Here is a 26998-nt window from a genome sequence, read left to right on the forward strand (position 1 = left end):
CCCGTTTACGAGTACCGAATTTCCGGCATGAACCCCGCTCCATATTCTCCGCCACCACCCGCGCCGCTCGATTATCTGCATGTCGACGCTTCGATGCTGGTCGTGGTCAAGCCTGGCGGACTGCTATCGGTTCCGGGACGTGGCGCGGACAAGGCTGATTGTCTGGTCTCGCGCGTGCAGGCTGATTTCCCCGACGCCCTGATCGTGCATCGCCTCGACATGGAGACCTCCGGACTGATCGTGCTCGCTCGTAACGCAGTGGCGCATCGGCGCCTGAGCGTGATGTTCCAGGAACGCGAGGTTCACAAGCGCTACCTCGCAGTTGTCGATGGCCTGCTCGCCAGCGATGAAGGAAGCCTGCACTACCCATTGATTGCTGACTGGCCGAATCGACCGTTGCAGAAAGTGGATTTCGACACCGGCAAGCCATCAACGACCCACTACCGCGTGATTGCACGCGATGGCGACGCGTTCGTGACACGGGTTGAACTCACGCCGCTCACTGGCCGTACGCATCAGCTGCGGGTGCACATGCTGACTCTGGGTCACCCGATTCTCGGTGATGCACTCTATGGCACGCCTGATACGCACAAGGCTGGACGCCTGCTATTGCACGCATCCAGCCTTGAACTGAAACATCCCGACAGCGGCCTCCCGCTCAGTTTTGCGAGCGAACCGCCATTCTGAAGCTTGTTGAGCAGTGGCCTCCCTCAGCCAGCAGGCTGAAGATTCGCCAGTTTGCCGCTGCTTGATGGCTTTTTGGTGTAGCGGGAGATCGCCAGATCGTCGTGGCGGATCGCCGGCTGACGGCCGGTGATGACATCGGCCAGCAGTTGCCCCGATCCACATGCCATGGTCCAGCCAAGCGTTCCGTGCCCGGTATTGATATACAGGTCGGGATAAGCGGTTGCACCGACGATCGGCGTGCCGTCCGGTGTCATTGGCCGCAGTCCGGTCCAGAACTCTGCCGCGGAAAGGTCGCCGCAGCCGCCAAAAAGGCTGCCGACGACCATTTCGAGGGTCTCGCGGCGGCGGGGATTCAAGCCGAGGTCGAAGCCGCCGAGTTCGGCCATCCCCCCTACCCTGATCCGCTGATCGAAACGCGTAATTGCCACCTTGTAGGTTTCATCGAGCACCGTCGAAACCGGCGCGGCGTTTTCGTCTGCGAGCGGGATCGTCAGCGAGTAGCCCTTGAGCGGATAGACCGGGAGGTCCAGCCCCAGGGGCGCGAGCAGATTGCGCGAGTAGCTGCCGAGGGCCAGCACGTAGCGGTCCGCAGAGAGGACTTCGTCGCCGACGCGAACGCCGATGATGCCGCCACCGCCGGTCAGGATTTCGTCCACTGAGACGCCAAAGCGGTATTCGACACCCAGGTCGCGGGCCATCTCCGCAAGCCGGGTGGTGAACAGCTGGCAATCGCCGGTTTCATCGTTGGGCAGGCGCAATCCGCCGACGAGCTGGGCATCTGCCCGGGCAAGCGCCGGCTCTGCGCGAATGAGCCCGTCGCGATCCAGCAGTTCGTAAGGAACACCAAACTCTTCGAGCACGCTGATGTCCTGGCGAGCGGCCTCCAGCTGTGCGGCGGACCGGAACAGTTGCAGCGTGCCCTTGCTCCGCTCTTCATAGTGCAATCCGGTGTCGCTGCGCAAAGTGCGTAAGGTGTCGCGGCTGTACTCGGAGAGACGCATCATTCTTGCCTTGTTTTCGGCATAGCGCTCGGCGGTACAGTTGCGAAGCATCTCCATCATCCAGCGCAACTGAAACAGGCTGCCGTCGGCGCGAATCGCGAGTGGCGCATGACGCTGAAAGAGCCACTTCAGGGCCTTCAGGGGAATGCCGGGCGCAGCCCATGGCGTCGAGTACCCTGGAGAGACCTGCCCTGCGTTTGCAAAACTGGTCTCCATGGCAGGCGCCGGCTGGCGATCGATAACCGTGACCTTTGCTCCGGCGCGCGCCAGATAATAGGCGGTCGTCGTTCCAACCACACCGCTGCCGAGAACCAGAACACGCATGACCTCTCTCCTGAACTCAAAGTAGTAGAATTTCGCTAGTGTATTGACTGTCTGCTAGTGAAAGACACTGAAGTGCGATCGTAGCGCAGTGAATAACGCCGAAATAATCCCAAAAGCATCAGCAGGTAGTGAAATGCAGAATCTCGATCGAATCGACCGGAAAATCCTCGTTGAACTGCAGAAGAACGGGCGCGTTTCAATGACTGAACTTGCCCAGCGGATCGGGCTGTCGGCGACGCCGTGTACCGAACGCGTACGCAGGCTTGAGCGCGACGGAATCATCACCGGCTATCACGCGCACCTGAATCCGCAGGCGCTCGGCAAGAGTCTGCTGGTCTTCATCGAGATCAAGTTATCGACGCGCTCGGGCGAGGTGTTCGAGCGCGTCCGCAAGGAGTTGACGACAATCCCCGAGGTCATGGAGTGCCACCTTGTCTCGGGCGATTTTGACTATCTGATCAAGGCCCGGATCGGCGAGATGAGCGAGTACCGTCGACTGCTCGGCGATCTGCTGACGCAGTTGCCGTCGGCAGCGGAGTCGAGAAGCTACGTCGTGATGGAAGAACTGAAGGAAACGCTGTATCTGGATATCGAGCGCTGAGCGCGTCAATATTTCTGCGGCAGTCAGCAGGACGCTGCGTTGCCGCACGAAAACCGCCCCATGCCGAATACGGGGTGTGATGCCCTGCCCTGTGTCTCTGGCAGGTCAGTAATCCTGGTGCGAGGGAAGAGACTCGAACTCTCACGCCTTGCGGCGCTGGAACCTAAATCCAGTGCGTCTACCAATTCCGCCACCCTCGCGAGGTGCCGCGACGACGCGCGGCCGCGAATTATACACAGGCACGGCCGCGCATGTGCATCGGCACGGAGCGCGATTGATTGCTTGACCACAGCGTATTCCCCGTGAGAGCCTGCGACGGGTATAAAAAATGCGATATGAGACCCGATTTGATGAATGTGCGTGCTGGTTTTCCAATGGCCTGTAGTCGCACGCCGGGGTGGCATACCAAAGAATGAGACAGCGCTTGTACAGTCCCCCTGCAATCACTCCAGTCCTGCCCATGCCGCACCTGGTTAATAGAATTGACCACCAGGTCTTTCCGCTCGGCCGACATGCTTAGAGGTTGGAGGACGCTCTTCCTGCTGCCGGTAATATGTGCCGTGCTTGTGCTTTCAGCACCGGCACGCGCGATGGATATCGCTTTCGCGTTGTCGCATGCGTCCGGTCCGCACCGTTCGTTCCTGGAGGCGCTGCAACGATCGCCGATGCCCCGTTCCCATCATATTGCGGATGGCGGCAGTGTCGACGAAGGTCTTGATAGCGCCGTTCTCGAGCAAGCCGATGTGATCGTTGCGGTCGGTGCGCGCGCTACCGAAGAAATACTGAAGAAATTCAGCGGCCCCATACTTTCTGTTCTTGTCAGTCGGTCGCAGTACCGCAGCCTTAGCGCCGCGTTTCCGGATGCGGCGTTGTCTGCCATGGTGCTGGATCATCCGGCCGCAAGACACATGCGGCTTGCAGGCGCGGTGGCGCCCAACGTGCGAACGGTCGGTCTGATCATTGGTCCGGACAGCCTCGATCTGGAAAAGGTGTTCTCGACGGCAGCAGCCGATTCCGGTGTCAGTCTCCTGTCCCGACGAGTTGGCGCGGTTGAGGACCTCCTTCCTCAGCTTGAACAGTTGCTGCAGGCGAGTGATGCATTGCTGATGATCCCCGATCCCATCGTTGCCTCGCAGGCTTCTGCACGCACCATCCTGCTGACCAGTTATCGCTACCGGAAGCCCATCCTTGCCTACTCCCAGGCCTACGTTCAGGCGGGAGCGCTGGCGGCGGTGTATAGCTCACCTGAAGATGTGGCCGGAGATCTCGCAGCGTGGCTGCGCAGTGCTGGAACAGAGAGCTTGCGTCAGCCGCTTGTTCTGAATCCTGTCCGGTTTTCGGTTGCTGTGAACCGGCAGGTGGCGCGCTCACTCGGACTGGATGTGCCAAGTGACTCCGAGCTGATTGATCGCATTGCAGGTGTCGCAAGGGAATGAGTTTGCTCAGGAAACTTTCGCTTCGGCAGCGTCTTCTCCTGGTTGGGCTGCTGCCTGCCGCGCTGCTCGCAACCTGTATCGCAGGCCTGTTTTTCTGGCGTGGAACGCAGTCGATCGACGCTGCGCTCGACGATCGCGGGATTGCAATCGTCAGCTTTCTTGCGCCGGCCTCCGAGTATGCGGTGATTTCTGGCAACCGACTGACTCAGATGGGGCTTCTGCAGGCCGTGCTGGAGCAGCCGGACGTTACCGGTGCGGCCCTGTTCGACAGGGACGGGGGCTTGCTCGCCGTCAGCGGTCGTATGGAGCTCGTCCATCCCGGGCTGGTCACCCAGACCGAAACCCCCCGCAACATCGGTCGCAATACCAAACGCATCGGCTACGCTGCCCCGGTCGTGGCCGAACCGCTGGTCATGAACGACGTTTTCGAGCCTCAGCTCCGTCAGGGCGGTGCGAGTGCGCCGGAGACGATTGGTTGGGTCTATGTCGAACTCAGCAATCAGGCAATCGAAGGTCGCAAGGAGAATGTGATCCTGACCGCACTCAGTCTGTTCATCGTCGGCCTCGGTTTGGCGGGCCTGCTGGCGTCACGTCTGGCCTCTTCGGTCGGCAAGCCACTGGCAAGACTGGTGGAGGCGGTCAGCCGCATCGGGGCCGGTGATCTCGATGTCTCGGTGGCGGACGATGCCCCGAGCGATGAGCTGAGGGCCCTGCAGCGCGGATTCAACAACATGGCGCAGTCGATTGCGCAGGCACATCACAATCTTCAGGCCCGCATCGATGAGGCAACGTCGAAACTCGCCTATCAGGCCCTTCACGATCCGCTGACAGGGTTGCCCAACCGGCGCGCCTTCGAACAGGCGCTCGAGAATGCGGTCACACGCTCCCGCAGATCGGGTGATCACGCGACGCTGTGCTTCATCGACCTCGACCGTTTCAAGATCGTCAATGACAGTTGCGGGCATGCCGCAGGCGATGAACTGCTGCAGAACATTGCACGTCTGATCCGGCAACGGGTACGGACTGGCGATCTGATCAGCCGCATCGGCGGGGATGAATTTGCGCTCATCCTCCACGAATGCAGCCCGGCCGACGCACGCGGCCTGGCCGAAAGTTTGCGCGAAGTGGTGTCCACCTACCGATTCCATTGGGAGGAACGGCGCTTTACGGTCGGTGCAAGTATCGGGCTGGTGCGAATCGACGGCCGAACCAATAGCGCGTCCGATCTGCTCGTCGCCGCCGATCTTGCCTGCTACGCCGCGAAGAAGGCCGGTCGAAATCAGGTTGTGGAGCATTCAGCGGAGGCCGCCGGCAATCGTCGGAAGACCGATCTGCCTGCAGCGAGCATGGCGCTCTCGGGCGTGATTCCCTACGAGCGCCTGTCGCTCTTCAAGCAGTCGATCAGGGCCCTTGACGACGGCCTTCAGTGTGAATGGTACGAAGTCCTGCTCCGGGTCAGTGACACGACCGGTGGCATGCACTCGCCCATGGAACTGCTGTCCAGCATCGAGTCTCCCGATACGCTGCTCGAACTCGACCTGTGGGTCGCAGAGCGTGCCTGCCGCCTGATTTCACGACAGCCTGACATCAGACAGTTCAGTCTCAATCTTGGCTCGGCCACCGTTGCCAATCCCCGGGCTTACCTGCCCAGACTGACCTCCTTTCTCGCAGAAACTGAATTGTCGCCCTCGATGGTGATTCTTGAGTGCCCTGCCCGACTGACCGAGCAGGCACCCGAGGAGTGCAGGCTCTTCTTCGAACTGGCTCACGAGATCGGGATGCGGATAGCCATCGAGAAACTTGACGGTGGGGCGACCGTGCTGCTGCCATCGCTGCATCCGGACTTCGTCAAGGTCAGCCTGAAAACACTGGTGGAGTCGTTTGGACTGGAGGCGGGGTGCAATGTCGCGCAGGCACTGTGTGGAATGGCGGCCGCGCTGTCGATTCCGGTCGTTGCCTCGGAAGTCGAAGACGCGCTGCTGCATGATTCCCTGCGCGAATACGGCTTCAATTACGCCCAGGGAGACCTGGTGGCAACACCTGTGGCATTGACCGGCTAGGGTCAGACAGGCGAGCACCTACATTTCAAGCCGCTCGGCGTATCCCGTCATCTCAAGGTAGCCCTTGCCGATCTCGCGCGGTTCAGTGCCGCCTTCGAACAGCCGCACCGCGCCTTCCCAGTAAATCGCACCGGTCGAGGCCTGGCTGTCGAGCTCCTGGTCGTCCATCAGCGGAACGATGCGGAACGTGCGCGCCGGCGCTGCGTCTGTACCTTCGAGATGGAGCGCCCACTCCACCGGGTACGTGGCGCCCGAGCGCGGCGAACGCCACTCCCGCCCCGGCACGAAGCGGACCTCATCGGCCTGGAAAATGCGCAAACTGCCGTCTGTTACACGCAGCGTAGCCGCACGCCAGACCGGCATGCCGTTCTCGCCCCGCATGCGAAATGCCATCAAGGCGCCGCCGTCACGCAGATTGATGCCGATCCAGTCCCAGCCCTGTGCGCCCGCCGGCATGATCTCGCTCGACCATTCATGATCGAGCCATGCCGTTCCTGTGACACGATGGCTGTCCTGGCCCGCACGCAACGCTCCGCTGACTTTCAGTTGCGGGCGGCTGTAGTAATAGCTCGCATGTTTCGGGTCGGGAGCCTTGCGGCTGTAGCCCCCCCGCCCGTTCAGCACTGGGGGCCCGTCCGGGCGGAGTTCGAGATCGAAGGCAAACTCGCCTGCACCGACCCGTGCGCGGTACACGCCTTCAGTGTCAGGCGCTGCGGACCACGTCAGCGACCAGTCGCGAATGCGCACATCCGTATGTGCTTCGCTGGCGCTTGCCAGCGGCGGAAGATGGCGCTCAGCGCGTTCCGCGTGCAGCAAACGCCCCTTTTCCGGGTCGGCGATCGCCGCGTGCGCCAGCATTAGCTGGCGGGGACTGAAGCGACTGCGGCTTGCCTCCCCGATGCGCGGCCGCACCCGAAAGAAGGTCAGCTGAAAGCCGCGTTCCGCGCCAGCTTCGTCTTGCAGCCAACCGGTGATGTACCACCATTCGGTTCTGAACTCGGAGTGGGAACCATGATCGCGCGGAAACACCAGTGTGGTTCCGGGGGTGACCTCGGGATATGGAGGACCGGCGCCGCGCAAGGCTCCGGTGTCGTCGGCAGCGTGGCAGGCTGCACCCCATATGCACGCGGCGCTGAACAGCCAGGTCGTGAGCGTGCGCGACCACCGTCGCATCATCACCAGTCCTCCCGCACTGCGAGCACCGCAGACTCGCGCATGGCGCGGTATCCGGCCAATCGCGCCACGATTGTGGCAAGTGCAACCAGCCCCGCCGAGAACAGAATCAAACCGGCGTAGGGAACATGAATATCCATGCTCCAGTGAAAACTCTGCCGATTGACCACTTCGATCAGAACCCAGGCAATCCCGCCGCCCGCGATCAACCCGACACCGACCCCGACGGCAGCCGTCAGCCCGCCTTCGAGTGCGATCAGTCGCCCGACTTCCGCGCGGGTCATTCCAAGATGCCGGAGCATGCCGAACTCGCCCCCGCGCGCGGTCGACAGCGCCGCAAAGGTGCTGGCAATGCCGAACAAACCGATCATGATTGCCACCGCTTCCATGAGATAGGTCACCAGGAATGTACGATCGAAAATCTCCAGGCTGATCTTGCGAATTTCGCCTGGCAATGCAATCTCGACAAGCTCGTCGCCGAAGGTCTCGCGCAGGGCGAGCGCGACGGCATCCGCTGACGCGCCAGGGGCAAGTCGGATCGCAACGTCATTCACCTTCAGGTCGCCGGACATGCTGCGATATAGCTCGCGATCAATGACGACGGCCCCATTCTGGCGCGCGTAATCACGCCACACGCCAGCCACCCGGAACGCTACCATGCGCCCCGCGATCGGCAGTTCGATCGTGGCATCCGGGGCCAGCTGCATCAGATCGGCGACGGCCTCGGAGATCCAGGCGGAAGGCAGGCCCGACTGATCCCCATCCGATGCCGGGAGCAGACTGCCCGACACCAGCGGCAAGCCCCAGCCACGGCTGATTGAACGTGCGATCAGGGTTACGGGCGGACGACCGTCGATGAGTCTCAACTCGGTTGCGCGCACCGTATCGGTGAACTCGACGCCGGGCGTCTGCTCGACCCGCTCGAGTGCCTTGGCATCGAAAAAGCCGCTGGCGCCGGCACTCGACGCGCGCAGGTACAGATCTGCGGGCAGCACCGTGCTCAGCCAGTCATCCACCGACACCCGGAACGAACTGACCATGATCGCCATCGACACCGCAAGGGCCACGCTTGCGACAACGCCCGCCCCCGCAACCACTGCCTGTCCGGGCGCCGCTGCAAGGCGCGCGTGGGCGAGGCGCCACTCCGCACCACGGCCAACGGTCAGTATCCGCATCGCGACCCGTGTCGCCCCCGGCAGCGCCAGTACCGCACACGCCAAAGCCAGTGCAACGGCCAGATATCCGCCGACCGGGATCCCGCTCAGCGGTGGCAGAAAGCAGGCCAGTACCCCCAGCCCTAAACACAGCAGCGCGAGCCCGCCACGTGACTTACCGGCCCCGAGCACGGCGGCTTCGGCGGCCCCGGCTTTCAGGCCCGATGCGGGCCACATCAACGCCGCATCGCGCGCAGGAACCCATGCACCGGCAATCCCCGCAACAACGCCAAGTGCGATGTAAAAGGCGGTGACGGTGGGCGAGAACTGGAGCGATGGGCGAATGCCTTCGAAGTAGCCGGCGCCGAGGTCACCGCCGATAAGGCGAAAAGCGAGCCCGGCGAACAGGTGTCCAAGTGCGACACCGGCAAGACCGCCAGCGAATCCGGTGATTGCGCCCTCCAGCAACAGCCCCCGCATCAGGGTTCCGCGCGTCATGCCAAGGGCGCGGAACAGCGCAAACTCGCGCCGACGTCGCACCACCGACAGCCACTGCGTGGAGAACACCAGAAAACCACCCGTGAGCAAGGCGATTGCGGCGAGCATCGTCAGGTTGACGCGATACGCGCGCGAAAGCGCCGCCGCTTCGGTGCCCGAGGCCTCGGGCTGGGTCATGGTGGTACCCGCAGGCAACAGCGGACCCAGACGGGCGATGGCCTGCTCGCGGCCGATACCCGGGGCGAGCTTCAGGTCGACGCGCGTGAGCCGACCGACCTGCCCAAAGGCATCCTGTGCCGCAGCAATATCCATCACACCAAGCACCTGCCCGGTGCCAGCCCCGGGAACCGTGCCTGCGACCCGAAAGCCCACGACTTCGAGCCCCGCCTGCACGCGCAGCACGTTCTTGCCTTCGGCGAGCGCTTTCTCCCTCGCCGCGGCGCTCAGAAAGACCGTATCGGCCTGCAGGGCCGCAAAGCGCGCATCGCGATCATCCGCCACCGGCATGAGCGCAGGCTGAACCTGTGCGATGCGAAAGAGATCAACCCCCAGGATCCGCAGCGTACCCGCCCTCCCCGGCAAGCGCGCCTCGACTTCGAGCACCGGGCTCGCTTCCGCCACCTCGGGGCGCTGGGCAAGGTTGAGGTAGAGCTGCTCATCGAAGCCGCCCCGCCCGGACCTGACCTGAAGATCGGCTTCACCCGCGAGTTCGCGCATTCCACGCCCGAACTCGTCGAGCGCTGCCTCATGAATCAGCTGCACCGCGAGCCCGAGTGCCACCCCAAGTGCAATGGCGATCAAGGCAAGCGCGGTGGCCAATCGCCGGCGCCCAAGACTGGCGGCAAAGAGGCGGATCAAGGCTGGATTCATTGCGCAGCGACCACCACCTGCACCAGTCCGTCCTGCCGCAGTTCGAACACCCGGTCAGCGCGCTGAGCCGCCGCACGCGAATGCGTGACCAGCACGCCCGCTGCACCGCCGGTGCGGATGCTGCTCAGAAGCAGGTCGAGCACGTCCATCGCCCGTGCCGGGTCGAGGTTGCCGGTAGGTTCATCCGCGAGCACTACCATGGGCCGGTGCACCAGGGCCCGTGCAATGGCGACACGCTGCAATTCCCCGCCAGACAAATTTCCAGGCCAGTCGCCCGCACGCTTGCCGAGCCCGACACGCTCCAGCATGTCCTGCGCACACCGGTCTGCTTCGGCGCCCTGCCGGCCTTGCAGCCACAGCGGCACAGCCACGTTCTGGAGCAAGGTAAGATGAGGAAGAACGTGAAACGCCTGAAACACGAAGCCGAAACGGTCACGACGCAAACGGGACAGGGCATCGTCCCCAAGTCCGGCCAGCTCGGTGTCGCCGACGCGGATACTGCCGCTGCTGACAGGCTCGAGACCGGAAATGCAGTTGAGCAGCGTTGATTTCCCGACCCCGGATTCGCCGATGATGGCCACGCATTCACCCGCGACAACGTCGAGGCTGAGCAGGTCGAAGAGTTTGCGCGGCGGCACTGTCGAGAGGGTCTTGCAGAGTTTTGCGATTCTGAGCATGGCAACCTGACTGCCGAAGACGTAGAAAGTGCCCGAAGGGCGTCTTCGCTTATACTCCGCCCGCGTCATCCGCGCCAAAATCCGTGCTTCCCGCCTGTTCCGATGCCCGTCGATCACTACGAAAACTTCCCCGTTGCGTCATTTCTGCTGCCGGCCCGTCTGCGCGAACCGGTGGAAGCGATCTATGCCTTCTCCCGCAGCGCGGACGACATCGCCGACGAGGGCGATGCCACCGCGGTGATGCGCCTGGCGCGGCTCAACGATTACCGCAACGCGCTCAACGCAATGGAACGCGGCGAAGCCATCCGCGATGCCACGCTCGCGCCGATGTTCGAACGCCTGGGCCGGGCTGTGCGCGAGTTCGGCTTACCGGTACAGTTGCTGCGCGACCTGCTCGACGCATTCAGCCAGGACGTCGGCAAGACGCGCTACGCAGACTTTCCCGAACTGCTCGACTACTGCCGGCGGTCGGCGAATCCGGTCGGGCGGCTGCTGCTGCATCTGTATGACAGGACGGAAGGCGACAACTTTCATCTTTCGGACTGCATTTGCAGCAGCCTGCAGCTGATCAATTTCTGGCAGGATGTCGCAGTCGATTGGCGCAAGACACGCATCTACATTCCGCAGGACGATCTCGCGCGCTTTGGGGTGGATGCGGGCGATATTGAGGCTTCACGATGCGATGAACGCTGGCGCGCGCTGCTTGCCTTCGAGGTGAAACGCGCACGCGAGATGATGCTCGAAGGCGCCCCGCTTGCACTGCGACTGCCTGGCAGGGTGGGCTGGGAGTTGCGCCTCGTCGTCGCCGGTGGCCTGCGAATTCTGGATTGCATCGAGTCGGCCGGTTACGATGTGTTCCGCCATCGCCCGGTACTGGGCAAGACCGACTGGGTGCGAATCGCCTGGCGCGCCCTGTTTCAAGAGAAAAAACAATGAATCCCCACGATTACTGCCAGGACAAGGCCGCCAAGAGTGGCTCCAGCTTCTACTACAGCTTCATGTTCCTGCCGCCCGAGCGGCGCCGGGCGATCACCGCACTGTATGCATTCTGTCGCGAGGTGGACGACGTGGTCGATGAATGCCACGACGTCTCGCTCGCACACACCAAGCTCGACTGGTGGCGACATGAGGTCGGACGCGTGTTTGGCGGGACGCCGACGCACCCGGTCGGTCACGCGCTTCAGGACGTCAGCGCTCAGTTCAGCCTGCCGCAGGAACAACTGCTCGAGATCATCGACGGCATGGAGATGGACCTGCAGCAGACGCGTTATCTCGATTTCAAGGGCCTGCAGCTCTACTGTTATCGCGTGGCCAGCGTCGTCGGCCTGCTCGCGGCCGAGATTTTCGGCTACACCGATCGCCAGACGCAGAAGTACGCGCATGACCTCGGCATGGCGTTCCAGCTCACCAACATCATTCGCGATGTCGGTGAGGATGCCCGCCGCGGCCGGATCTACCTGCCGATCGAGGACCTGCAGCGCTTCAACGTCCCTGCAAGCGACATTCTCGAAGCCAAGTACTCGGACAATTTCCGTGAGCTGATGGCGTTTCAGACGGAGCGTGCCGAGCAGTTCTACGACCAGGCCTTCGCCAACCTGCCTGCGGTCGACCGCAAGAGCCAGCGTCCCGGCCTGGTCATGGCGGCGATCTACCGCACGCTGCTGAAAGAGATCGCCCGCGATGGCTTCCTGGTGCTCGACCGTCGCACCTCGCTGACCCCGGTGCGCAAGGTCTGGCTCGCCGGCTGGACCTGGATGAAGGGTTGAGATGAGCGGCGTTCCTACGGTCGCGATCATCGGTGCCGGCTATGCGGGTCTCGCCTGTGCGGTCGAGCTGGCACGCCATGGTATTCACGCCACCGTGTTCGAACGCTCGCTCACGCTCGGCGGCAGGGCGCGGGTCGTCCGCAAGGATGGGCGGGAAGTTGACAATGGTCAGCATATCCTGATTGGCGCCTATACCGAGCTGACGCGGCTTCTGCGCCTGACGGGCGGCTCGCCCAAGCAGCTCGAACGCCTGCCCCTCACATTGCATGTTCCGGGCCGCATGAGCCTGAAGGCGGCCCCCCTGCCCGCTCCCTTCCACCTTGCCGTCGGGCTGCTGCTGGCAAAGGGACTTGACTGGCAGGATCGCTTCGCCATGCTGCGGTTGATGCGCTGGCTGCGCAAGGCCGGCTTCCGTGTCGCAGCCGGCATGACGGTAGACGACATGCTCAGGACCACGCGCCAGACCGCAAACCTGTGCGAGCTGGTCTGGGTGCCGCTGTGCGTGGCGGCACTCAATACGCCGAGCGCCGAAGCCTCGGCACAGATCTTTGCGAACGTGTTGCGCGACAGCCTTGCCGCATCGGCCTCCGCCAGCGAATTGCTGATTCCGCGCATCGATCTGTCAGAGCTGTTCCCGGTCGCCGCTGCGCGCTATCTGGCAACCCGCAGGGGCAAGCTGCGTACCGGAAACGGCATTGACGCGATCACCCCGAGTGAGAGCGGGTTCTGGCTCAATGGCGATCCGGGCAGCCAGCCCTGGACCCAGGTCGTCATCGCCACCGCGCCCTACCACGCGACCAGCCTGCTCGCATCAACGGGGGCGTGTGACCGCCTGGTGACGCAGATCGAGGCGCTGCCGCACGAGCCGATCGCAACCGTCTATCTGGCGCTGGGTGAAGGTCAGACTCTGCCGGAGGCCATGATTGGGCTCGCGGACGGTCCCGCCCAGTGGGCCTTCGATCGCGGCCGCTTCGGGGGTGAAGCCGGCCTGCTGGCCTGCGTCATCAGTGCGCACGGTGAGTACGAAGGCTGGTCGCACGACGAGCTGATCCTCGCCGTGCTTGCCCAGCTCGAGCGCGAGCTCGGACGCCGCCTTCCAGCGCCCCGGTGGTCGCAGGTGATCGTGGAGAAACGTGCGACTTTTGCGTGCCGTCCGGATCTTCTCCGTCCCGGCATCCGGACGCCGGTACCCGGTTTGTGGCTTGCGGGCGATTACATCGACTCCGACTACCCGGCAACCCTTGAGTCGGCGGTGCGCTCGGGCGTGGCGTGCGCCGAGGCGATTCGTGCAAGGCTTGCGGGAACGCCCGCACACCCGGGGCGCACCTGAGCACCTTTCGTCCGCCGCCGGATGCATTGCGCCTGAGCGGGCGCGCGTTCTTGCGCGGCCCGCATGATCCGCTGACGCCGGGAAAGTCTGTACCGGCTGCAGCGGAGGCCGTGATCGCAGACAGGCTCAGCCCGGCGCTGTCACTTCGGCTTCGACCTCGGCAAGCTCGCCGGCCGTCATGCGCAGAATTCGACCGCAGCGCTGCGCCAGAGACTCGTCATGGGTCACCAGAATGAGCGTTGTACCCGCCTCGCGATTGAGGTTGAACATCAGCTCGATGATTGCCTGACCCGTGGCCGCATCAAGGTTGCCGGTCGGTTCGTCGGCAAGGAGCAATTTGGGACTGGCGGCGAAGGCGCGCGCAAGTGCCACGCGCTGCTGCTCGCCGCCGGAAAGATGCTTGGGGTAATGCATGATCCGGCTGCCCAGGCCGACGCGCTCCAGCCATTGGGTCGCGATGCCCTCGGCGTCGGTGTTGCCGGCCAGCTCCAGCGGGAGCATCACGTTTTCGAGCGCAGTGAGTGCCGGCAACAGCTGGAAGGACTGGAAAACGAAGCCGACGGATTCTCCGCGCAGCGCGGCCCGCTCATCCTCGTCGAGCTCGAACAGCCTGGTGCCGAGTATTCGCACACTGCCGCTGACGGGAACATCCAGCCCCGCAAGCAATCCGAGCAGGGTGGATTTGCCCGAACCCGATGCGCCGACGATCGCCACCGACTCGCCCGAACCGACCGCGAAGCAGATCCTGTTGAGAATATGCAACTCGCCCTTGCCGTCGGCCATCGTTACACTTTTACTCAGATCCTCGACTTCGAGGACCGGACTGGAGATTTGAATGCCGCTGCGATCCATGCTCACCTTCCTGCTTTTTCTGTTTGCCGGTGCCGCTCAGGCAGCAACGATCATGGTGTGGGGGGACAGCCTTTCTGCCGGCTACGGGCTCAAAGCCGAAGAGGCCTGGCCCACCCTGTTGCAGACGCGCCTCGAGACGGAAGGGTTCCCCCATCGGGTGGTGAATGCCAGTGTTTCCGGTGAAACCTCGGCGGGCGGACGCTCCCGCCTGCCCGCCGCGCTGAACACGCACAAGCCCGACGTCGTCATTATCGAGCTTGGCGCCAATGATGGCCTGCGCGGCCTGCCCACGAAGCTGCTGGTTGCGAACCTCGACGCAATGGTGTCGGAGGCACGCAAGGCCGGCAGCAAGGTGCTGCTTGTAGGCATGCAGATGCCGCCAAACTACGGCCCTGCCTACACGCGCAGCTTTACCGCAGCCTATGCCGAGGTTGCCCGAACGACAGGTGTGCCCCTCGTGCCATTCCTGCTAGAGGGCTTTGCAGACCGTCCCGAGTTCTTTCTTTCCGACGGCATACATCCCACTGCAGAGGCCCAGTTCCAAGTGCTCGACACCGTCTGGGCTTCGCTCAAACCGATGCTCGGACAAGCGACCGCGAAACGCTGAGCCGGTCAGTCAACGGTGAGCACAGGCAAGCCCGCGCGCATGTGACCGATGACGCGAGCTGCATTGCCCTGCTCCGCCTCGATCAGTGCCAGCACCTCATTTGCAAGCGCTGGCGCGCATGAGATCAGCAAGCCGCCCGAGGTCTGCGGATCGGTGACCAGCTTGCGCTGCCACTCGGGCGCATCTCCGCGCATCGAAACCGAAGCGCCGTAGCTTGCCCAGTTGCGGGACGATGCGCCGGTTGCGACGCCGTCGCGAACGAGGTGCAGCGCCTCCGGAATCACAGGCAGGCTGTCGAACTCGACCTCGGCCGCAAGCCCTGCCCCGCGACACATCTCGAGCAGGTGGCCTGCAAGCCCAAAGCCGGTCACGTCGGTCATGGCGTGCACGCCATCGAGCTCGGCAAGTTTTGCGCCGACACGGTTCAGCGTCGTGGTCCATCGCAGCATTTCGGCGTAGCCATCCGCACTGAGGATGCCCTTCTTCAGACCGGCCGACAGAATGCCGATCCCGAGCGGCTTGCTAAGGATCAGTGCGTCGCCTTCGCGTGCGCCGGAATTGGTGCGAACCCGCGCGGGGTCGACCACCCCGATCCCGACGAGGCCGTAGATGGGTTCGAGCACGTCGATCGAGTGCCCACCCGCAACGGGAATGCCGGCTTCGCGACACACGGAAGCACCGCCCTCGAGAATGCGACCGATCACCTCACCCGGGAGCTTGTCGAGCGGCATGCCGACAATGGCCAGTGCAAAGATCGGCGTGCCGCCCATCGCATAAACGTCGGACAGGGCGTTGGTGGCCGCAATGCGACCAAAGTCGCGCGGGTCGTCGACGATCGGGGTAAAGAAATCGGTGGTCGCCACCACGGCCTGGCGGTCGTTGAGGCGATACACCGCTGCATCGTCCGCGGTATCGGTACCGACCAGCAAATCGGGCGGGACAAGGCCGGGCGGCATTTGCGACAGCAGTTCAGAGAGGACGCCGGGGGCAATTTTGCAGCCACATCCACCGCCGTGGGAGAATTGGGTAAGTTTGATCTGATCCATGACCTGAAGGGAGTACCGGGCAGTCGGCAACATTGCGACCTTGCCCGTAACAATACATGCAGAAAGGCGTCGCGACCGTAGCACAGCTGGAAACCTTTGACGAGATCATCGACGTCCGTACCCCCGCCGAATTTGCCGAGGACCACGTACCCGGGGCCATCAACCTGCCCGTGCTGGACAACGAACAGCGGATCGTTGTCGGAACCATATACAAGCAGAAATCAGCCTTCGAAGCCCGTCGCATCGGTGGCGCAATGGTGGCAGAGAACATTGCCCGTCATGTTTCGGGCTACATGCAGGACAAGCCCCGCAGCTGGCGCCCTCTCGTCTACTGCTGGCGCGGAGGCCAGCGCAGCGGATCGTTCGTGACCTGGCTGCGCCTGATCGGGTGGGACGCACAACAACTCGCCGGTGGCTACAAGCAGTTCAGGCACCTGGTGATCGAACAGATCGAGACACTGGCACCGCAACTGCCACTGCGCATGATCTGCGGCGCAACCGGAAGCGGGAAAACGCGCATCCTCGAGGCACTTGCCCGGCACGGCGCCCAGGTGCTTGACCTTGAGGACATCGCGGCGCACAAGGGTTCGGTGCTCGGTGCCCTGCCCGACCGACCCCAGCCGACGCAGAAGGGCTTCGAGACCACGCTGTATGACCGCATCCGCAAACTCGATCCGGCGCGGCCCGTGTTTGTCGAGGCCGAAAGCCGCAAGATTGGCCGCACCCATATTCCGGAGCCGCTGATCGGCGCAATGCGCGCCGCACCTTGCATCCGGATCGAGGCAGAACGCGACGCCAGGCTAAGCTTCCTGATCCGTGACTATGCCTATCTGGGCGATGACATCCCCACCCTGCTGCAGAACATCGAACGCCTGAGAAGTCTGCAGAGCAACGAAACGCTGGCGCGTTGGCGGCAGCTTGCCGAAAGCCGCGACTTGCCGACCCTGTTCGGTGAGTTCATCGACCTGCATTACGATCCGCTCTACCGTCGCTCGCAGGGCGGCAACTTTCCCGGCCTGGCCGGTGCCCCCGCGTTCGAGACCCGCGACCTGTCGCCCGCAGGCATCGACCTGCTTGCGCAGCAGATTCTGGCGAAGCTGCCTGCCTGATCAGGGCAGCACCGTTGCAAGCGCTGGACCGCGAACGGCACAGATGCGCTGGATCGTGGCCTGACGGGGGCTGCTCACGACGCCTTGCTCGAAGGCGACGATCTGCCATCCCGCACAGCGCGTCAGAAGCTCGCCTGGCAACAGCAGGAAATCGGGGCTCGCAGGCCTGCCAAACTGCTCGTTTCCGGCCATGAAGGTTTCGTAGATCAGCACCCCGCCCTCGGGCAGCAGATCGAGCAGGCGTTCGAAGCCGGGCCGGTACAGGTAGTTGCAAACCACGACTGCATCAAAAAACTGGCCGACATAGGGCCAGTCGCTCGATTCGAGGTCAACTTCACGGGTGGAAATGCCTTGCTCTTGCACGAGACCAGCCAATGCGTCGCGATTGCGGTCAGCCGCTTCGACGCGATAGCCGTGGCGGGCAAGCCACAGGGCGTGACGCCCTCCGCCGCAGGCATAGTCGAGCACGTGCCCGCCCGCCGGGATCAGGGCGCTGAAACGGCGCACCCACGGCGACGGGTCTCCGCCGGCGCCATGTCCAGCACAACCGGATGGGTTACGAGACTGGTTGAATTCGGTCATTGTCCGCTCTGTAAGGCATTATCATGAAGGGAGGCAGCAACAGCAGGTCACCTCATTCTACCGACGCACACGCGTTGATGAAGGAGCAGACATGGTTCTGGCACATACCGGACTCACTCACGGCAAGCGGCAGCCCCGCCCGTCTTACACCGGAATGACCGAGGCCGCAGGGTGAACAGCCCCGACTGGCTAAGCATTCTGGCGTTCCCGTCACTTGTGGTGGCGGGCATGCTCACGCTCGGACTGCTGCGCGGCAAGGCCGACAAACGCGCGCGTCCTGATCGGAAGCTACTGCAAGAACGCAACCGCCTGCGCGAACTGCTCGAACTCGCCAGCGACTGGCGCTGGGAGACCGACGACGCACACTGCTATACCGATATCAGCGCTGGCTTCCAGAAGCAAACGGGGGAAGATCCACAGCGCCTGATCGGCCGTCCTCCGTGGGAGAGCCCCGCGATTCACGCGGCGGAACAGGACTGGACCGAATATCGTCGACGCCTCGATCGGCACGAACGAAGCAGTCTGGTCTTCTCTCACCAGTCCAAGGACAACCAGACCCACTATTTCGAACTCGTCGGGAGCCCCGTTTTCAAGGCGGGGGTTTTCGTCGGCTATCACGGCATCGGGCGCAGTGTGACCTCGCGCGTGAGTGCCGAGCGGGCGCTGAATGAGAGCGAACAGCGCTACCACGACGTGGTCGAGTCGGTCATCGAGGTGATCTTCCAGACCGATCCTGATGGACGCCTGAGTTTTCTGAACGGCGTATGGCACCGTCTTACCGGACACACGATCGAGCGCAGTCTGGGGCGGCCGTTTACCGATTTTCTGCACCCCGACGACTGCCCGGGCGTCAGGCACATGCTTGCACAAATCATGTCGGGTGAAATTTCGGAATGTACCTGCCAGACACGGTTGCGCACCCGAAAGGGCGAAATACGCTGGATCGAGGCCTCGGGACGCCCGCTCATCGGCAGCAACGGCGAGATCAGGGGCATTGCCGGGACACTGGACGACATCTCATCGCGCAAGGTCGCCGAGCTCACCCTGAAAAACGTCAATCAGGAGCTTGAATCGAGGGTTCGGCTCCGCACTGCCGAGATGGAAGCCGCCAATCGCGAGCTCGAAGCGTTCTCCTATTCGGTGTCCCACGACCTGCGCGCCCCTTTGCGTGCGATTGATGGCTTCGCACGCATTCTTGAGGAAGATCTCAGCGGACAACTCACGCCTGCGACGACCGACTACATCGAACGCATCCGCCGTGCCACCCACCGCATGGCGCACCTGATCGACGCGCTCATCGAACTCGCGCGACTGACCCGACAGTCGGTGCACAAGGAGGCCGTCAATCTGTCCGAACTTGCGCTGCAGATCATTGACGAGATCCGCTCCGAGGAACCTGAGCGCAAGGTTGAGTTCGAAGTAACGCGTGAAATGACCGTGAGTGCGGATCGTGTGCTTGTACGCGTGATGCTTGAGAACCTGTTGCGCAATGCGTGGAAGTTCTCGGCTGGCAAACCGGACGCAAAAATCATTTTCGGCGTCAGTCTGGAAGGAGAGCGGCGGGTGTTCTGCGTTGAAGACAACGGGGCCGGGTTCGACATGGCTTTTGCCGCAAGTCTTTTTCGCCCCTTCAGTCGTCTGCACAACAGCGCCGAGTTTGCTGGCACCGGAATCGGGCTGGCGACCGTTCAGCGCATCATTCAGCGCCATGGCGGCAGCATACGGGCAGAGGCAGAACCCGGTCGTGGCGCACGTTTTTACTTCACCCTGTGACAAGCGTCAATTTCCGTGCATCGAAGCCGATACACAATGTGGCGCGCGATACAGGTGAACCCTTTTCGCAACCTAGGGTAATCCCTAGGCTGGCTTATTGTGCACTGCAGTATAATTTGCTCATTATCGATGACCCGTCATGGTCAACCGACCTTGAAGGCGTGAGCCGGCGGCGTCATACCCTTACAGGGCAGCCCTTTCATGAATGAAAAACACTATCTTTCCCCTCTTCTGGAGCCCCGCTCGGTAGCCATTATCGGTGCCAGCGAGCGCGAGAATTCGCTCGGCAGCGTGCTCATGCGCAACATGATCGATGCGGGCTTCAAGGGGCGGCTGTTCGCGGTCAATCCGAAGCATGAGAACGTATTCGACCTCATTTGTTACAAATCCGTCGAAGATGTTCCGCAACGGCTGGATCTTGCGGTCGTAGCCGTCCGCGCCGAGAAGGTCGCTGCCATCATCGACAGCTGCGGCCGTGCCGGGGTGAAGGCAGCCGTCGTGTTGTCGTCCGGATTTTCCGAAGCAGGCCCGCGTGGCGCCCTCTACGAACGTCACGTCGTCGAAGCGGCGCGGCGGCACAAGATCCGTCTGCTCGGGCCGAACTGCCTTGGCATCATGCGTCCCGACCTCGGGCTCAATGCCACGTTTGCCCATGCGACGGCCAGCAAGGGCAGCATCGGCCTGATCTCGCAGTCGGGCGCGCTGTGTGCGGCCATTCTTGACTGGGCAAAACCGAACAATGTGGGCTTTTCCGCGGTGGTGTCGCTGGGCACTTCAAGCGATATCGATTTCGGCGAGGTGCTCGAGTTCATGATCTCGGACCCGCGTACCGAGAGCATCTTCCTGTACGTCGAAGGTATCCGCGATGCACGCCGCTTCATGAGCGCGCTTCGCGGCGCAGCGCGGGTAAAGCCGGTGCTGCTGATCAAGGCCGGACGTCATCCGGACGTGTCACGCGCCATTCTGTCGCATTCGGGCGCCCCGATAGGCGACGATGCCGTCTTTGACGCCGCACTCCGTCGTGCCGGCGTGATCCGCCTGTACAACCTTGGCCAGCTCTTTGCCGCGGCCAATGCGCTGTTCTCCCATTTCCGGCCGCGCGGCAACCGCCTTGCAATCATTACCAACGGCGGCGGGCCGGGTGTGATGGCAGCCGACCGCGCAATGGATATCGACATTCCGCTGAGCGAGTTTTCCGACAGCACGATGGAGAAGCTCAACGCCATCCTGCCGGCAGGCTGGTCGCGCGGCAATCCGATCGACATCCTCGGCGACGCCGATCCCGAGCGCTACAGCAAGACCCTGCAGGCGGTCATCGACGGCCCCAACGTGGACGGCGTGCTGGTCATGCTGACGCCGCAGGCCATGACCAATCCGAGTGAGGTTGCCAGGACCGTCATCGAAATCGAAAAAACCGCGGACAAGCCGGTTGTGACCTGCTGGATGGGCGAAGAACTCGTGGCAGAGTCGCGCCGCATGTTCATCGAGGCCGGCATTCCGACCTTCCGCACGCCAGAGCCCGCAGTGGAGTTGGTCGGCCACATTTCGTCCTACTACCGCAACCAGAAGCTGCTGATGCAGGTGCCGGCCTCGCTGTCCCACCTGTCGCCGCCGTCGGTCGAAAGCGCCCGTCTGGTCATCGAAACTGCACTCAGTGAGCGTCGCAAGACCCTCAACGAAATGGAATCCAAGGCCTTGCTCGCCGCGTTCCGGATTCCGATTGCGCAGACCGTCGTGGCGCGCTCGGCGACCGAAGCCATGGTGCTTGCGGAAGAAATTGGTCTGCCGGTGGTGATGAAGATCGACTCCGCATCGGTGATCCACAAGTCCGATGTCGGCGGGGTGCGGCTCAACCTCACCAGTCTCGCCGTCGTGCGTTCGGCCTATCAGGAGATTCTCGAGGCGGTAAAGAAGAGCCAGCCCGACGCCATCATCAACGGGGTCTCGATCGAACCCATGATCCAGAAGCGCAATGGTCGCGAACTGGTGATCGGTGTCCGCCGCGACCCGGTGTTCGGCCCCGTGATCACCTTCGGTGAAGGTGGTAACCAGGTCGAGGCCAACCGCGACATCGCGGTGGCGCTACCGCCGCTCAACGGCTTCCTGGTGCGTGACATGATCCGCTCCACCCGGATCGCCGTCCGTCTCGGCGAGTTCCGTAATCTCCCCGCCGTCGACATGGATGCGCTGGAACTGGTGCTGTTGCGTGTCTCGGAAATGGTGTGCGAGTTGCCGTGGATCACCGGCATGGACATCAACCCGCTGATCGTCGATGAAAACGGCGCAGTAGCGGTCGATGCCCGCATCGTTGTGGACAACGTGTCGCCCACCGCCGATCGCTACGATCACATGGCGATTCACCCCTATCCATCGCACCTGATCAGCAAGTGGACAGTGCCGGACGGCACGGTCGTGACCATTCGTCCGATCAAGCCCGAAGACGCCGACCTCGAAGTGGAGTTCGTGCGCAATCTGTCGCAGGAAACCAAGTACTACCGCTTCATGAACACGATGCGCGAACTGCCGCCAGCAATGGTGGCGCGACTGACGCAGATCGATTACGACCGCGAAATGGCCTTCCTTGCCACACTCGATGTGGACGGCGTGGAGAAGGAGATCGGCGTGTGTCGCTATGCAGTCAATCCGGACGGTGAATCCTGCGAGTTCGCTGTTGTCGTGGCGGACGACTGGCAGCACCGCGGGCTTGCGCGCAAGCTCATGGGCGTGTTGATCGAAACCGCCCGTAACCGCGGGCTGCTCTACATCAACGGCGTGTTCCTCTCCAACAACGACCGCATGCTCAAGTTCGTCTCCAAGCTCGGCTTCATCCTCACCAACGACCCGGAAGACAACACGGTCAAGGTGGGCGTACTGCCCCTGCAGGACTGAGCCGGATGAGTGCAACGATAGAACAGGTTGAATTTCAGGGCCTTGCAGCCCTGGCGATGGATGTTTCGGGCGCGCGGGTGGTGGTGAGCCTGCTGGGTGGACAGGTGCTGTCGTGGACGCCACGCGGTGGCAAGGAGTGGCTCTACCTCAGCGAGCAGGCGGTCTTTGACGGCAGTGTGCCGATTCGGGGCGGGGTGCCGGTCTGCTTTCCGCAGTTTGCCGACCAGGGCACACTTCCGAAGCACGGATTCGTGCGTACCAGAGTGTGGAGCGTCGTCGAGCAGCGCACCGGCGAGGATTTCGCCATTGCGGTGCTGCGTATCGTCGACGATGAAGAAATGCGCGCCATCTGGCCACACGCCTTCGCCCTTGAACTGACGGTGGCAGTGGAAGACAACCGGCTCGATCTCGAACTCTCGGTCGAGAACACCGGCGAAGAGGCGTTTTCATTTACCGGCGCGCTCCATACCTACCTTCGCGTCAGCGAAGTCGAGGAGATCGCACTCGAGGGGCTTTACGGCTTCAGCTATCGCGATACAGCTGCGGGCAATGTCGTCCGTCGCGAAAGCGGTGAGCGGATCATGGTCGACGCCGAGGTCGACCGCATCTACTGCAAGGTGACCCGTCCGCTTCTCGTGCGTGACCATCGTCGCAGTCTCGGCGTCAATACCGAGGGTTTTCCGGATGTTGTGATCTGGAACCCGTGGGAGACACGTTGCGCCGCACTCGCCGACATGCCCAACAGCGGTTTTCGCCGCATGTTATGCACCGAGGCGGCTGTTGCCGATCAGGCGGTCGAGCTTCCGCCGCACCAGCAGTGGTGGGGCAGGCAGACGCTGGTCGCGCTCTGAGGGCAAGGGGCGATTGTCGTCGCCCCCTTGTCCCGCAGCGGCGCTTGCTGCACCATCGCGCCCTTCATGAGAACCATTGCGCCGTGCTCGCCACGGTGACCCTGCCATGCTCCCCCCCATCGAACACCGTATTGCCGATGAACTCGGCGTTCCCGCCAGACAGGTCTTCTCTGCCGTGAAACTGCTTGATGAAGGCGCGACCGTGCCCTTCATCTCGCGCTACCGCAAGGAAGTCACCGGCGGCCTGGACGACACCCAGTTGCGATTGCTGGAAGAGCGGCTGGGGTATTTGCGCGAACTCGAGGACCGCCGATCCACCGTCATCGCGTCGGTCGACGAACAAGGCAAGCTCACCCCCGCACTGCGCGCCGAGCTTGAGAACGCCGATACTAAACAACGCCTGGAAGATCTCTACCTTCCCTTCAAGCCGAAGCGCCGCACCAAGGCCCAGATTGCGCGCGAAGCCGGCATTGCGCCGCTCGCCGAGGCGCTGCTTGCCGACCCGGCACTTACGCCTGAGGTCGAGGCGGCCCGCTATCTGAACCCGGACGCCGGTTTCGAGGATGCAAAGTCCGTACTGGACGGTGCGCGCCAGATCCTGATGGAGCAGTTCGCCGAGGACGCGACGCTGCTGGGCGAACTGCGCAACTATCTGCACGATTACGGACTCGTCCGCTCCAGCGTGATTGAGGGCAAGGAAACCGAAGGTGCGAAGTTTCGCGACTGGTTCGACTTTCAGGAGCCGATCGCAAACATGCCCTCGCACCGGGCGCTCGCGCTGCTGCGCGGCCGCAATGAGGGCGTGCTTCGCCTCGGTCTGGAGGTCGAGCGCCCCGATCCCGATGCGCCTCACCCCTGCGAAGGCCGCATCGCGGTGCGCTTCGGCATCCGCAATCAGGGCCGGCCGGCGGATCGCTGGCTTGCGGACACGGTACGCTGGACGTGGAGCGTGAAGGTGTCGCTCCATCTCGAACTCGAACTGATGAGCGAGTTGCGCGAACGCGCCGAAGAGGAAGCAACCCGCGTCTTTGCCCGCAACCTCAAGGATCTCCTGCTCGCCGCACCGGCCGGCAGCCGGACCACGATGGGGCTCGACCCCGGTATCCGTACCGGGGTGAAGGTCGCCGTTGTCGATGCCACCGGCAAGCTCGTCGATACCGCGACCATCTACCCCTTCGAGCCGCGTCGTGACCGTGAGTCCTCGCTCGCTGCCCTTGCAATGCTGGCAAAGAAGCACGCGGTCGAACTGATCGCCATCGGCAACGGCACCGCCTCACGCGAGACCGACGCGCTGGCGGCGGAACTGATGCAGCGCCACCCCGAGTTCAAGCTCACCAAGGTCATGGTCTCCGAGGCTGGCGCGTCGGTGTATTCGGCGTCGGAACTGGCCGCACGCGAGTTTCCCGATGTCGATGTCAGCCTGCGTGGTGCGGTGTCGATCGCGCGTCGCCTGCAGGATCCGCTGGCCGAACTGGTGAAGATCGATCCGAAGTCGATCGGGGTCGGTCAATATCAGCACGACCTCAACCAGGGCAAGCTCGCCAAGAGCCTGGACGCCGTCGTCGAAGACTGCGTGAACGCCGTCGGGGTGGACGTCAACACCGCATCGGCCCCGCTGCTGGCCCGAATCTCCGGTCTCAACGCGACGCTTGCGGGCAATATCGTTGAGTATCGTGACGCCAACGGCCCCTTCCGCAGTCGCAGCGCACTGAAGGACGTGCCGCGACTCGGCCCCAAGACCTTCGAGCAGGCCGCCGGATTTCTGCGCATCCAGACCGGTGACAATCCACTCGATGCGTCCTCGGTGCACCCGGAAGCCTACCCGGTGGTCGAGCGCATTCTGGCGCGCGTCCAGAAAAGCGTTCGCGAGCTGATGGGCAACGGCAGCATGCTGAAGAGCCTCAGACCGGCCGACTTCACCGACGACCGCTTTGGCCTTCCGACCGTACAGGACATCCTTGCCGAACTCGAGAAACCCGGCCGCGATCCACGCCCCGAGTTCCGTACAGCCACCTTCCGTGATGGCATCGAAACGCTGAAGGATCTGCAGCCCGGCATGCTGCTCGAAGGCGTGGTGACCAACGTCACGAACTTTGGCGCTTTCGTCGATATCGGTGTGCATCAGGACGGACTGGTGCACATCTCGGCGCTGTCGAACACCTTCGTCAAGGACCCGCACTCGGTGGTCAAGGCGGGTCAGGTGGTGAAAGTGAAGGTGCTCGAGGTCGATGTTCTCCGCAAGCGGATTGCGCTGACCATGCGCCTGGCCGACGAAGTTCAGCCACCGCGCGGCGATGCAGGCAGCGGTCGGCCCGAGCGCCCGCAGGGGCCTCGCGGCAACCCGCAGCGCCAGGCGCGCCCGCAGGAAGCACGCGCCAAGCAAGCTGAGCGCAGCGCCGGCAACAATGCGTTTGCCGATGCCTTTGCACGCGCCCGCAAGAAGTGAGCGATCCTGACCGCGTTGGAGAGCACGAGATGGACAAGGTAACGGTGATCTACGGTATCAAGAACTGCGACACCATGAAGAAGAGCATCGCCTGGCTCACCGAGCGCGGCGCAGCGTATCGCTTTCATGACTACCGCAAGGACGGGATCACGTCCGGCAAGCTGCATGACTGGAGCAAGGCGCTGGGCTGGAAGACGCTGATCAACACCCGCGGCACGACCTGGCGCAAGCTGTCGCCCGAGCAGCAGGCGATCGAAACCCAGAGCGCTGCGGTCCAGCTGATGCTGGAGAACCCGAGCCTGATCAAGCGGCCCGTGGTCGAAACGGCATCCGGTCACCTGCTGGTGGGGTTCGACCCCCAACTCTTTGCAAGCTTCATCAAACCCTCAGAGCCTGAAGATCAATGAGCACCCTGCCCTCAAGCTACGTACAGCGTTTTCTGCTGGAAAAACTCGACATCCGCGGTGCGGTCGTCCGTCTTGACGACGTATGGAAAGCCATGCAGGTCGGGCGTCACTATCCGGCGCCTGTCAGCCGCCTGCTCGGCGAGATGAGTGCGGTATCGGCCATCATCACCGGCAACCTCAAGCAAACCGGACGGCTGACGTTTCAGGTTCAGGGTCATGGTCCGCTCAGGCTGCTCGTGGTCGATTGCAACGCCGAAATGAACCTGCGCGGTTACGCGAAATCGGAAGGCGAAATTACCGGCGATACGCTTGGCGAGATTGTCGGTGATGGTCGCCTGCAACTGTCGCTCGACATCCAGGGCATGGACCAGCCCTATCAGAGTCTGGTGCCGCTGGAAGGCGACAGCATCGCGAGCGTGTTCTCCCATTACCTCGAACAGTCGGAGCAACAGCCTGCGGGTCTCTGGCTGGCCTGCGATCCCTCGGCCAGCGCCGCGCTGTTCGTGCAGCGCCTGCCCGGCGCAGATGCAAAGGACGAGGATGGCTGGTCGCGCATCATGCAGCTTGCGCAGACCGTACGCCCCGACGAACTGCTCACCCTGTCGCCGGAAGTGCTGCTTGGCCGCCTTTTTGCCGAAGAAGACGTAAGAATCTACCCGCCGCGGGCTGTTACCCATATCTGGCCCCCCGAGCCGGAAAAGATCGCAACCATGCTGCAGGGGCTCGGCGAGGCCGAAGTGCGCGCGGTACTTGCCGAACAGGGCGAGGTGCTGGTCCATGACGAACTGTCGAATCACACCTACCGTTTCGATGAAGACGACATCGATACGCTGTTTCAGCCCCCCACCCTGCACTGAAA

The 26998-nt window shown here is 63.0% G+C and carries 22 protein-coding genes and 1 tRNA gene; 15 read left to right on the plus strand and 8 right to left on the minus strand.

The window, feature by feature from the left end:
- Positions 1 to 27 precede the first annotated feature (27 nt).
- On the plus strand, positions 28 to 687 hold the full coding sequence (locus AC22G6_RS06615) for an RluA family pseudouridine synthase (RefSeq protein ID WP_487366113.1): 660 nt from the start codon (positions 28 to 30) through the stop codon (positions 685 to 687).
- A gap of 23 nt (positions 688 to 710) precedes the next feature.
- Here AC22G6_RS06615 and AC22G6_RS06620 read toward each other — a convergent pair whose 3' ends face one another.
- Positions 711 to 2012 carry a D-amino acid dehydrogenase gene (locus tag AC22G6_RS06620; RefSeq protein ID WP_487366114.1) on the minus strand — a complete coding sequence of 434 codons (1302 nt, stop codon included), beginning with the start codon at positions 2010 to 2012 and terminating at the stop codon, positions 711 to 713.
- Positions 2013 to 2145: 133 nt separating this feature from the next.
- Between AC22G6_RS06620 and AC22G6_RS06625 the strand changes: the two genes are divergently transcribed.
- Positions 2146 to 2613: an Lrp/AsnC ligand binding domain-containing protein gene (locus tag AC22G6_RS06625; RefSeq protein WP_108948246.1), complete on the plus strand. Its 468-nt coding sequence runs from the start codon at positions 2146 to 2148 to the stop codon at positions 2611 to 2613.
- A gap of 115 nt (positions 2614 to 2728) precedes the next feature.
- On the opposite strand, the gene AC22G6_RS06630 is transcribed toward AC22G6_RS06625, so the two are convergent.
- Positions 2729 to 2813, minus strand: a tRNA-Leu gene (locus tag AC22G6_RS06630).
- Between the two features lie 390 nt (positions 2814 to 3203).
- Between AC22G6_RS06630 and AC22G6_RS06635 the strand changes: the two genes are divergently transcribed.
- A complete protein-coding gene (locus AC22G6_RS06635) occupies positions 3204 to 4049 on the plus strand; it encodes an ABC transporter substrate-binding protein (RefSeq protein ID WP_487366115.1) in 846 nt (281 codons plus the stop codon).
- On the plus strand, positions 4046 to 6109 hold the full coding sequence (locus AC22G6_RS06640; protein ID WP_487366116.1) for a diguanylate cyclase: 2064 nt from the start codon (positions 4046 to 4048) through the stop codon (positions 6107 to 6109). Before AC22G6_RS06635 ends, AC22G6_RS06640 begins: the two co-directional genes overlap by 4 nt.
- An 18-nt stretch (positions 6110 to 6127) precedes the next feature.
- On the opposite strand, the gene AC22G6_RS06645 is transcribed toward AC22G6_RS06640, so the two are convergent.
- Genes AC22G6_RS06645 through AC22G6_RS06655 form a run of 3 tightly spaced genes read right to left on the minus strand, consistent with a single transcriptional unit; the run spans position 6128 to position 10481 of the window.
- A complete protein-coding gene (locus tag AC22G6_RS06645; protein WP_487366262.1) occupies positions 6128 to 7282 on the minus strand; it encodes a lipocalin-like domain-containing protein in 1155 nt (384 codons plus the stop codon).
- A 2-nt stretch (positions 7283 to 7284) separates the two neighbouring features.
- Positions 7285 to 9804 carry an ABC transporter permease gene (locus tag AC22G6_RS06650; RefSeq protein ID WP_487366117.1) on the minus strand — a complete coding sequence of 840 codons (2520 nt, stop codon included), beginning with the start codon at positions 9802 to 9804 and terminating at the stop codon, positions 7285 to 7287.
- Positions 9801 to 10481: an ABC transporter ATP-binding protein gene (locus tag AC22G6_RS06655; protein ID WP_487366118.1), complete on the minus strand. Its 681-nt coding sequence runs from the start codon at positions 10479 to 10481 to the stop codon at positions 9801 to 9803. Before AC22G6_RS06655 ends, AC22G6_RS06650 begins: the two co-directional genes overlap by 4 nt.
- A 102-nt stretch (positions 10482 to 10583) precedes the next feature.
- Between AC22G6_RS06655 and hpnC the strand changes: the two genes are divergently transcribed.
- Genes hpnC through hpnE form a run of 3 tightly spaced genes read left to right on the plus strand, consistent with a single transcriptional unit; the run spans position 10584 to position 13577 of the window.
- Positions 10584 to 11417: a squalene synthase HpnC gene (gene hpnC / locus AC22G6_RS06660; RefSeq protein ID WP_487366119.1), complete on the plus strand. Its 834-nt coding sequence runs from the start codon at positions 10584 to 10586 to the stop codon at positions 11415 to 11417.
- Positions 11414 to 12247, plus strand: a complete 834-nt coding sequence (gene hpnD / locus AC22G6_RS06665) for a presqualene diphosphate synthase HpnD (protein ID WP_487366120.1) — start codon at positions 11414 to 11416, stop codon at positions 12245 to 12247. Before hpnC ends, hpnD begins: the two co-directional genes overlap by 4 nt.
- Position 12248: 1 nt before the next feature.
- Complete coding sequence (gene hpnE, locus AC22G6_RS06670; RefSeq protein ID WP_487366121.1) at positions 12249 to 13577, plus strand: hydroxysqualene dehydroxylase HpnE; 1329 nt, start codon at positions 12249 to 12251, stop codon at positions 13575 to 13577.
- A gap of 126 nt (positions 13578 to 13703) precedes the next feature.
- Here hpnE and AC22G6_RS06675 read toward each other — a convergent pair whose 3' ends face one another.
- A complete protein-coding gene (locus tag AC22G6_RS06675) occupies positions 13704 to 14429 on the minus strand; it encodes an ABC transporter ATP-binding protein (RefSeq protein ID WP_487366122.1) in 726 nt (241 codons plus the stop codon).
- On the opposite strand from AC22G6_RS06675, the gene AC22G6_RS06680 reads away from it, so the two are divergent.
- Complete coding sequence (locus tag AC22G6_RS06680) at positions 14413 to 15036, plus strand: arylesterase (protein ID WP_487366123.1); 624 nt, start codon at positions 14413 to 14415, stop codon at positions 15034 to 15036. The two genes, AC22G6_RS06675 and AC22G6_RS06680, sit on opposite strands and share 17 nt — an antisense overlap.
- Positions 15037 to 15041: 5 nt before the next feature.
- On the opposite strand, the gene selD is transcribed toward AC22G6_RS06680, so the two are convergent.
- On the minus strand, positions 15042 to 16082 hold the full coding sequence (selD, locus tag AC22G6_RS06685) for a selenide, water dikinase SelD (protein ID WP_487366124.1): 1041 nt from the start codon (positions 16080 to 16082) through the stop codon (positions 15042 to 15044).
- 56 nt (positions 16083 to 16138) lie between these two features.
- Here selD and mnmH point away from each other — a divergent pair, with 56 nt between their 5' ends.
- On the plus strand, positions 16139 to 17191 hold the full coding sequence (mnmH, locus tag AC22G6_RS06690; RefSeq protein WP_487366125.1) for a tRNA 2-selenouridine(34) synthase MnmH: 1053 nt from the start codon (positions 16139 to 16141) through the stop codon (positions 17189 to 17191).
- Here the strand turns inward: mnmH and AC22G6_RS06695 are convergent, their stop codons facing one another.
- On the minus strand, positions 17192 to 17773 hold the full coding sequence (locus AC22G6_RS06695; RefSeq protein WP_487366126.1) for a class I SAM-dependent methyltransferase: 582 nt from the start codon (positions 17771 to 17773) through the stop codon (positions 17192 to 17194).
- A 171-nt stretch (positions 17774 to 17944) separates the two neighbouring features.
- On the opposite strand from AC22G6_RS06695, the gene AC22G6_RS06700 reads away from it, so the two are divergent.
- The 6 genes from AC22G6_RS06700 (at position 17945) to hslO (ending at position 26996) form a co-directional block, all read left to right on the plus strand.
- A complete protein-coding gene (locus tag AC22G6_RS06700; RefSeq protein WP_487366127.1) occupies positions 17945 to 19546 on the plus strand; it encodes a sensor histidine kinase in 1602 nt (533 codons plus the stop codon).
- 201 nt (positions 19547 to 19747) lie between these two features.
- Entirely contained in the window at positions 19748 to 22435 is a 2688-nt protein-coding gene (locus AC22G6_RS06705; protein WP_487366128.1) for a bifunctional acetate--CoA ligase family protein/GNAT family N-acetyltransferase, read from the plus strand.
- A 5-nt stretch (positions 22436 to 22440) separates the two neighbouring features.
- Positions 22441 to 23286, plus strand: a complete 846-nt coding sequence (locus AC22G6_RS06710; RefSeq protein ID WP_487366129.1) for a D-hexose-6-phosphate mutarotase — start codon at positions 22441 to 22443, stop codon at positions 23284 to 23286.
- A 106-nt stretch (positions 23287 to 23392) separates the two neighbouring features.
- A complete protein-coding gene (locus AC22G6_RS06715) occupies positions 23393 to 25732 on the plus strand; it encodes a Tex family protein (RefSeq protein ID WP_487366130.1) in 2340 nt (779 codons plus the stop codon).
- Positions 25733 to 25761: 29 nt separating this feature from the next.
- A complete protein-coding gene (locus AC22G6_RS06720) occupies positions 25762 to 26139 on the plus strand; it encodes an ArsC family reductase (protein ID WP_487366131.1) in 378 nt (125 codons plus the stop codon).
- A complete protein-coding gene (gene hslO, locus AC22G6_RS06725; protein WP_108948229.1) occupies positions 26136 to 26996 on the plus strand; it encodes an Hsp33 family molecular chaperone HslO in 861 nt (286 codons plus the stop codon). Before AC22G6_RS06720 ends, hslO begins: the two co-directional genes overlap by 4 nt.
- The last annotated feature ends 2 nt before the right edge of the window (positions 26997 to 26998 follow it).

Source organism: Parazoarcus sp. PS-13 R2A, from assembly GCF_057621855.1.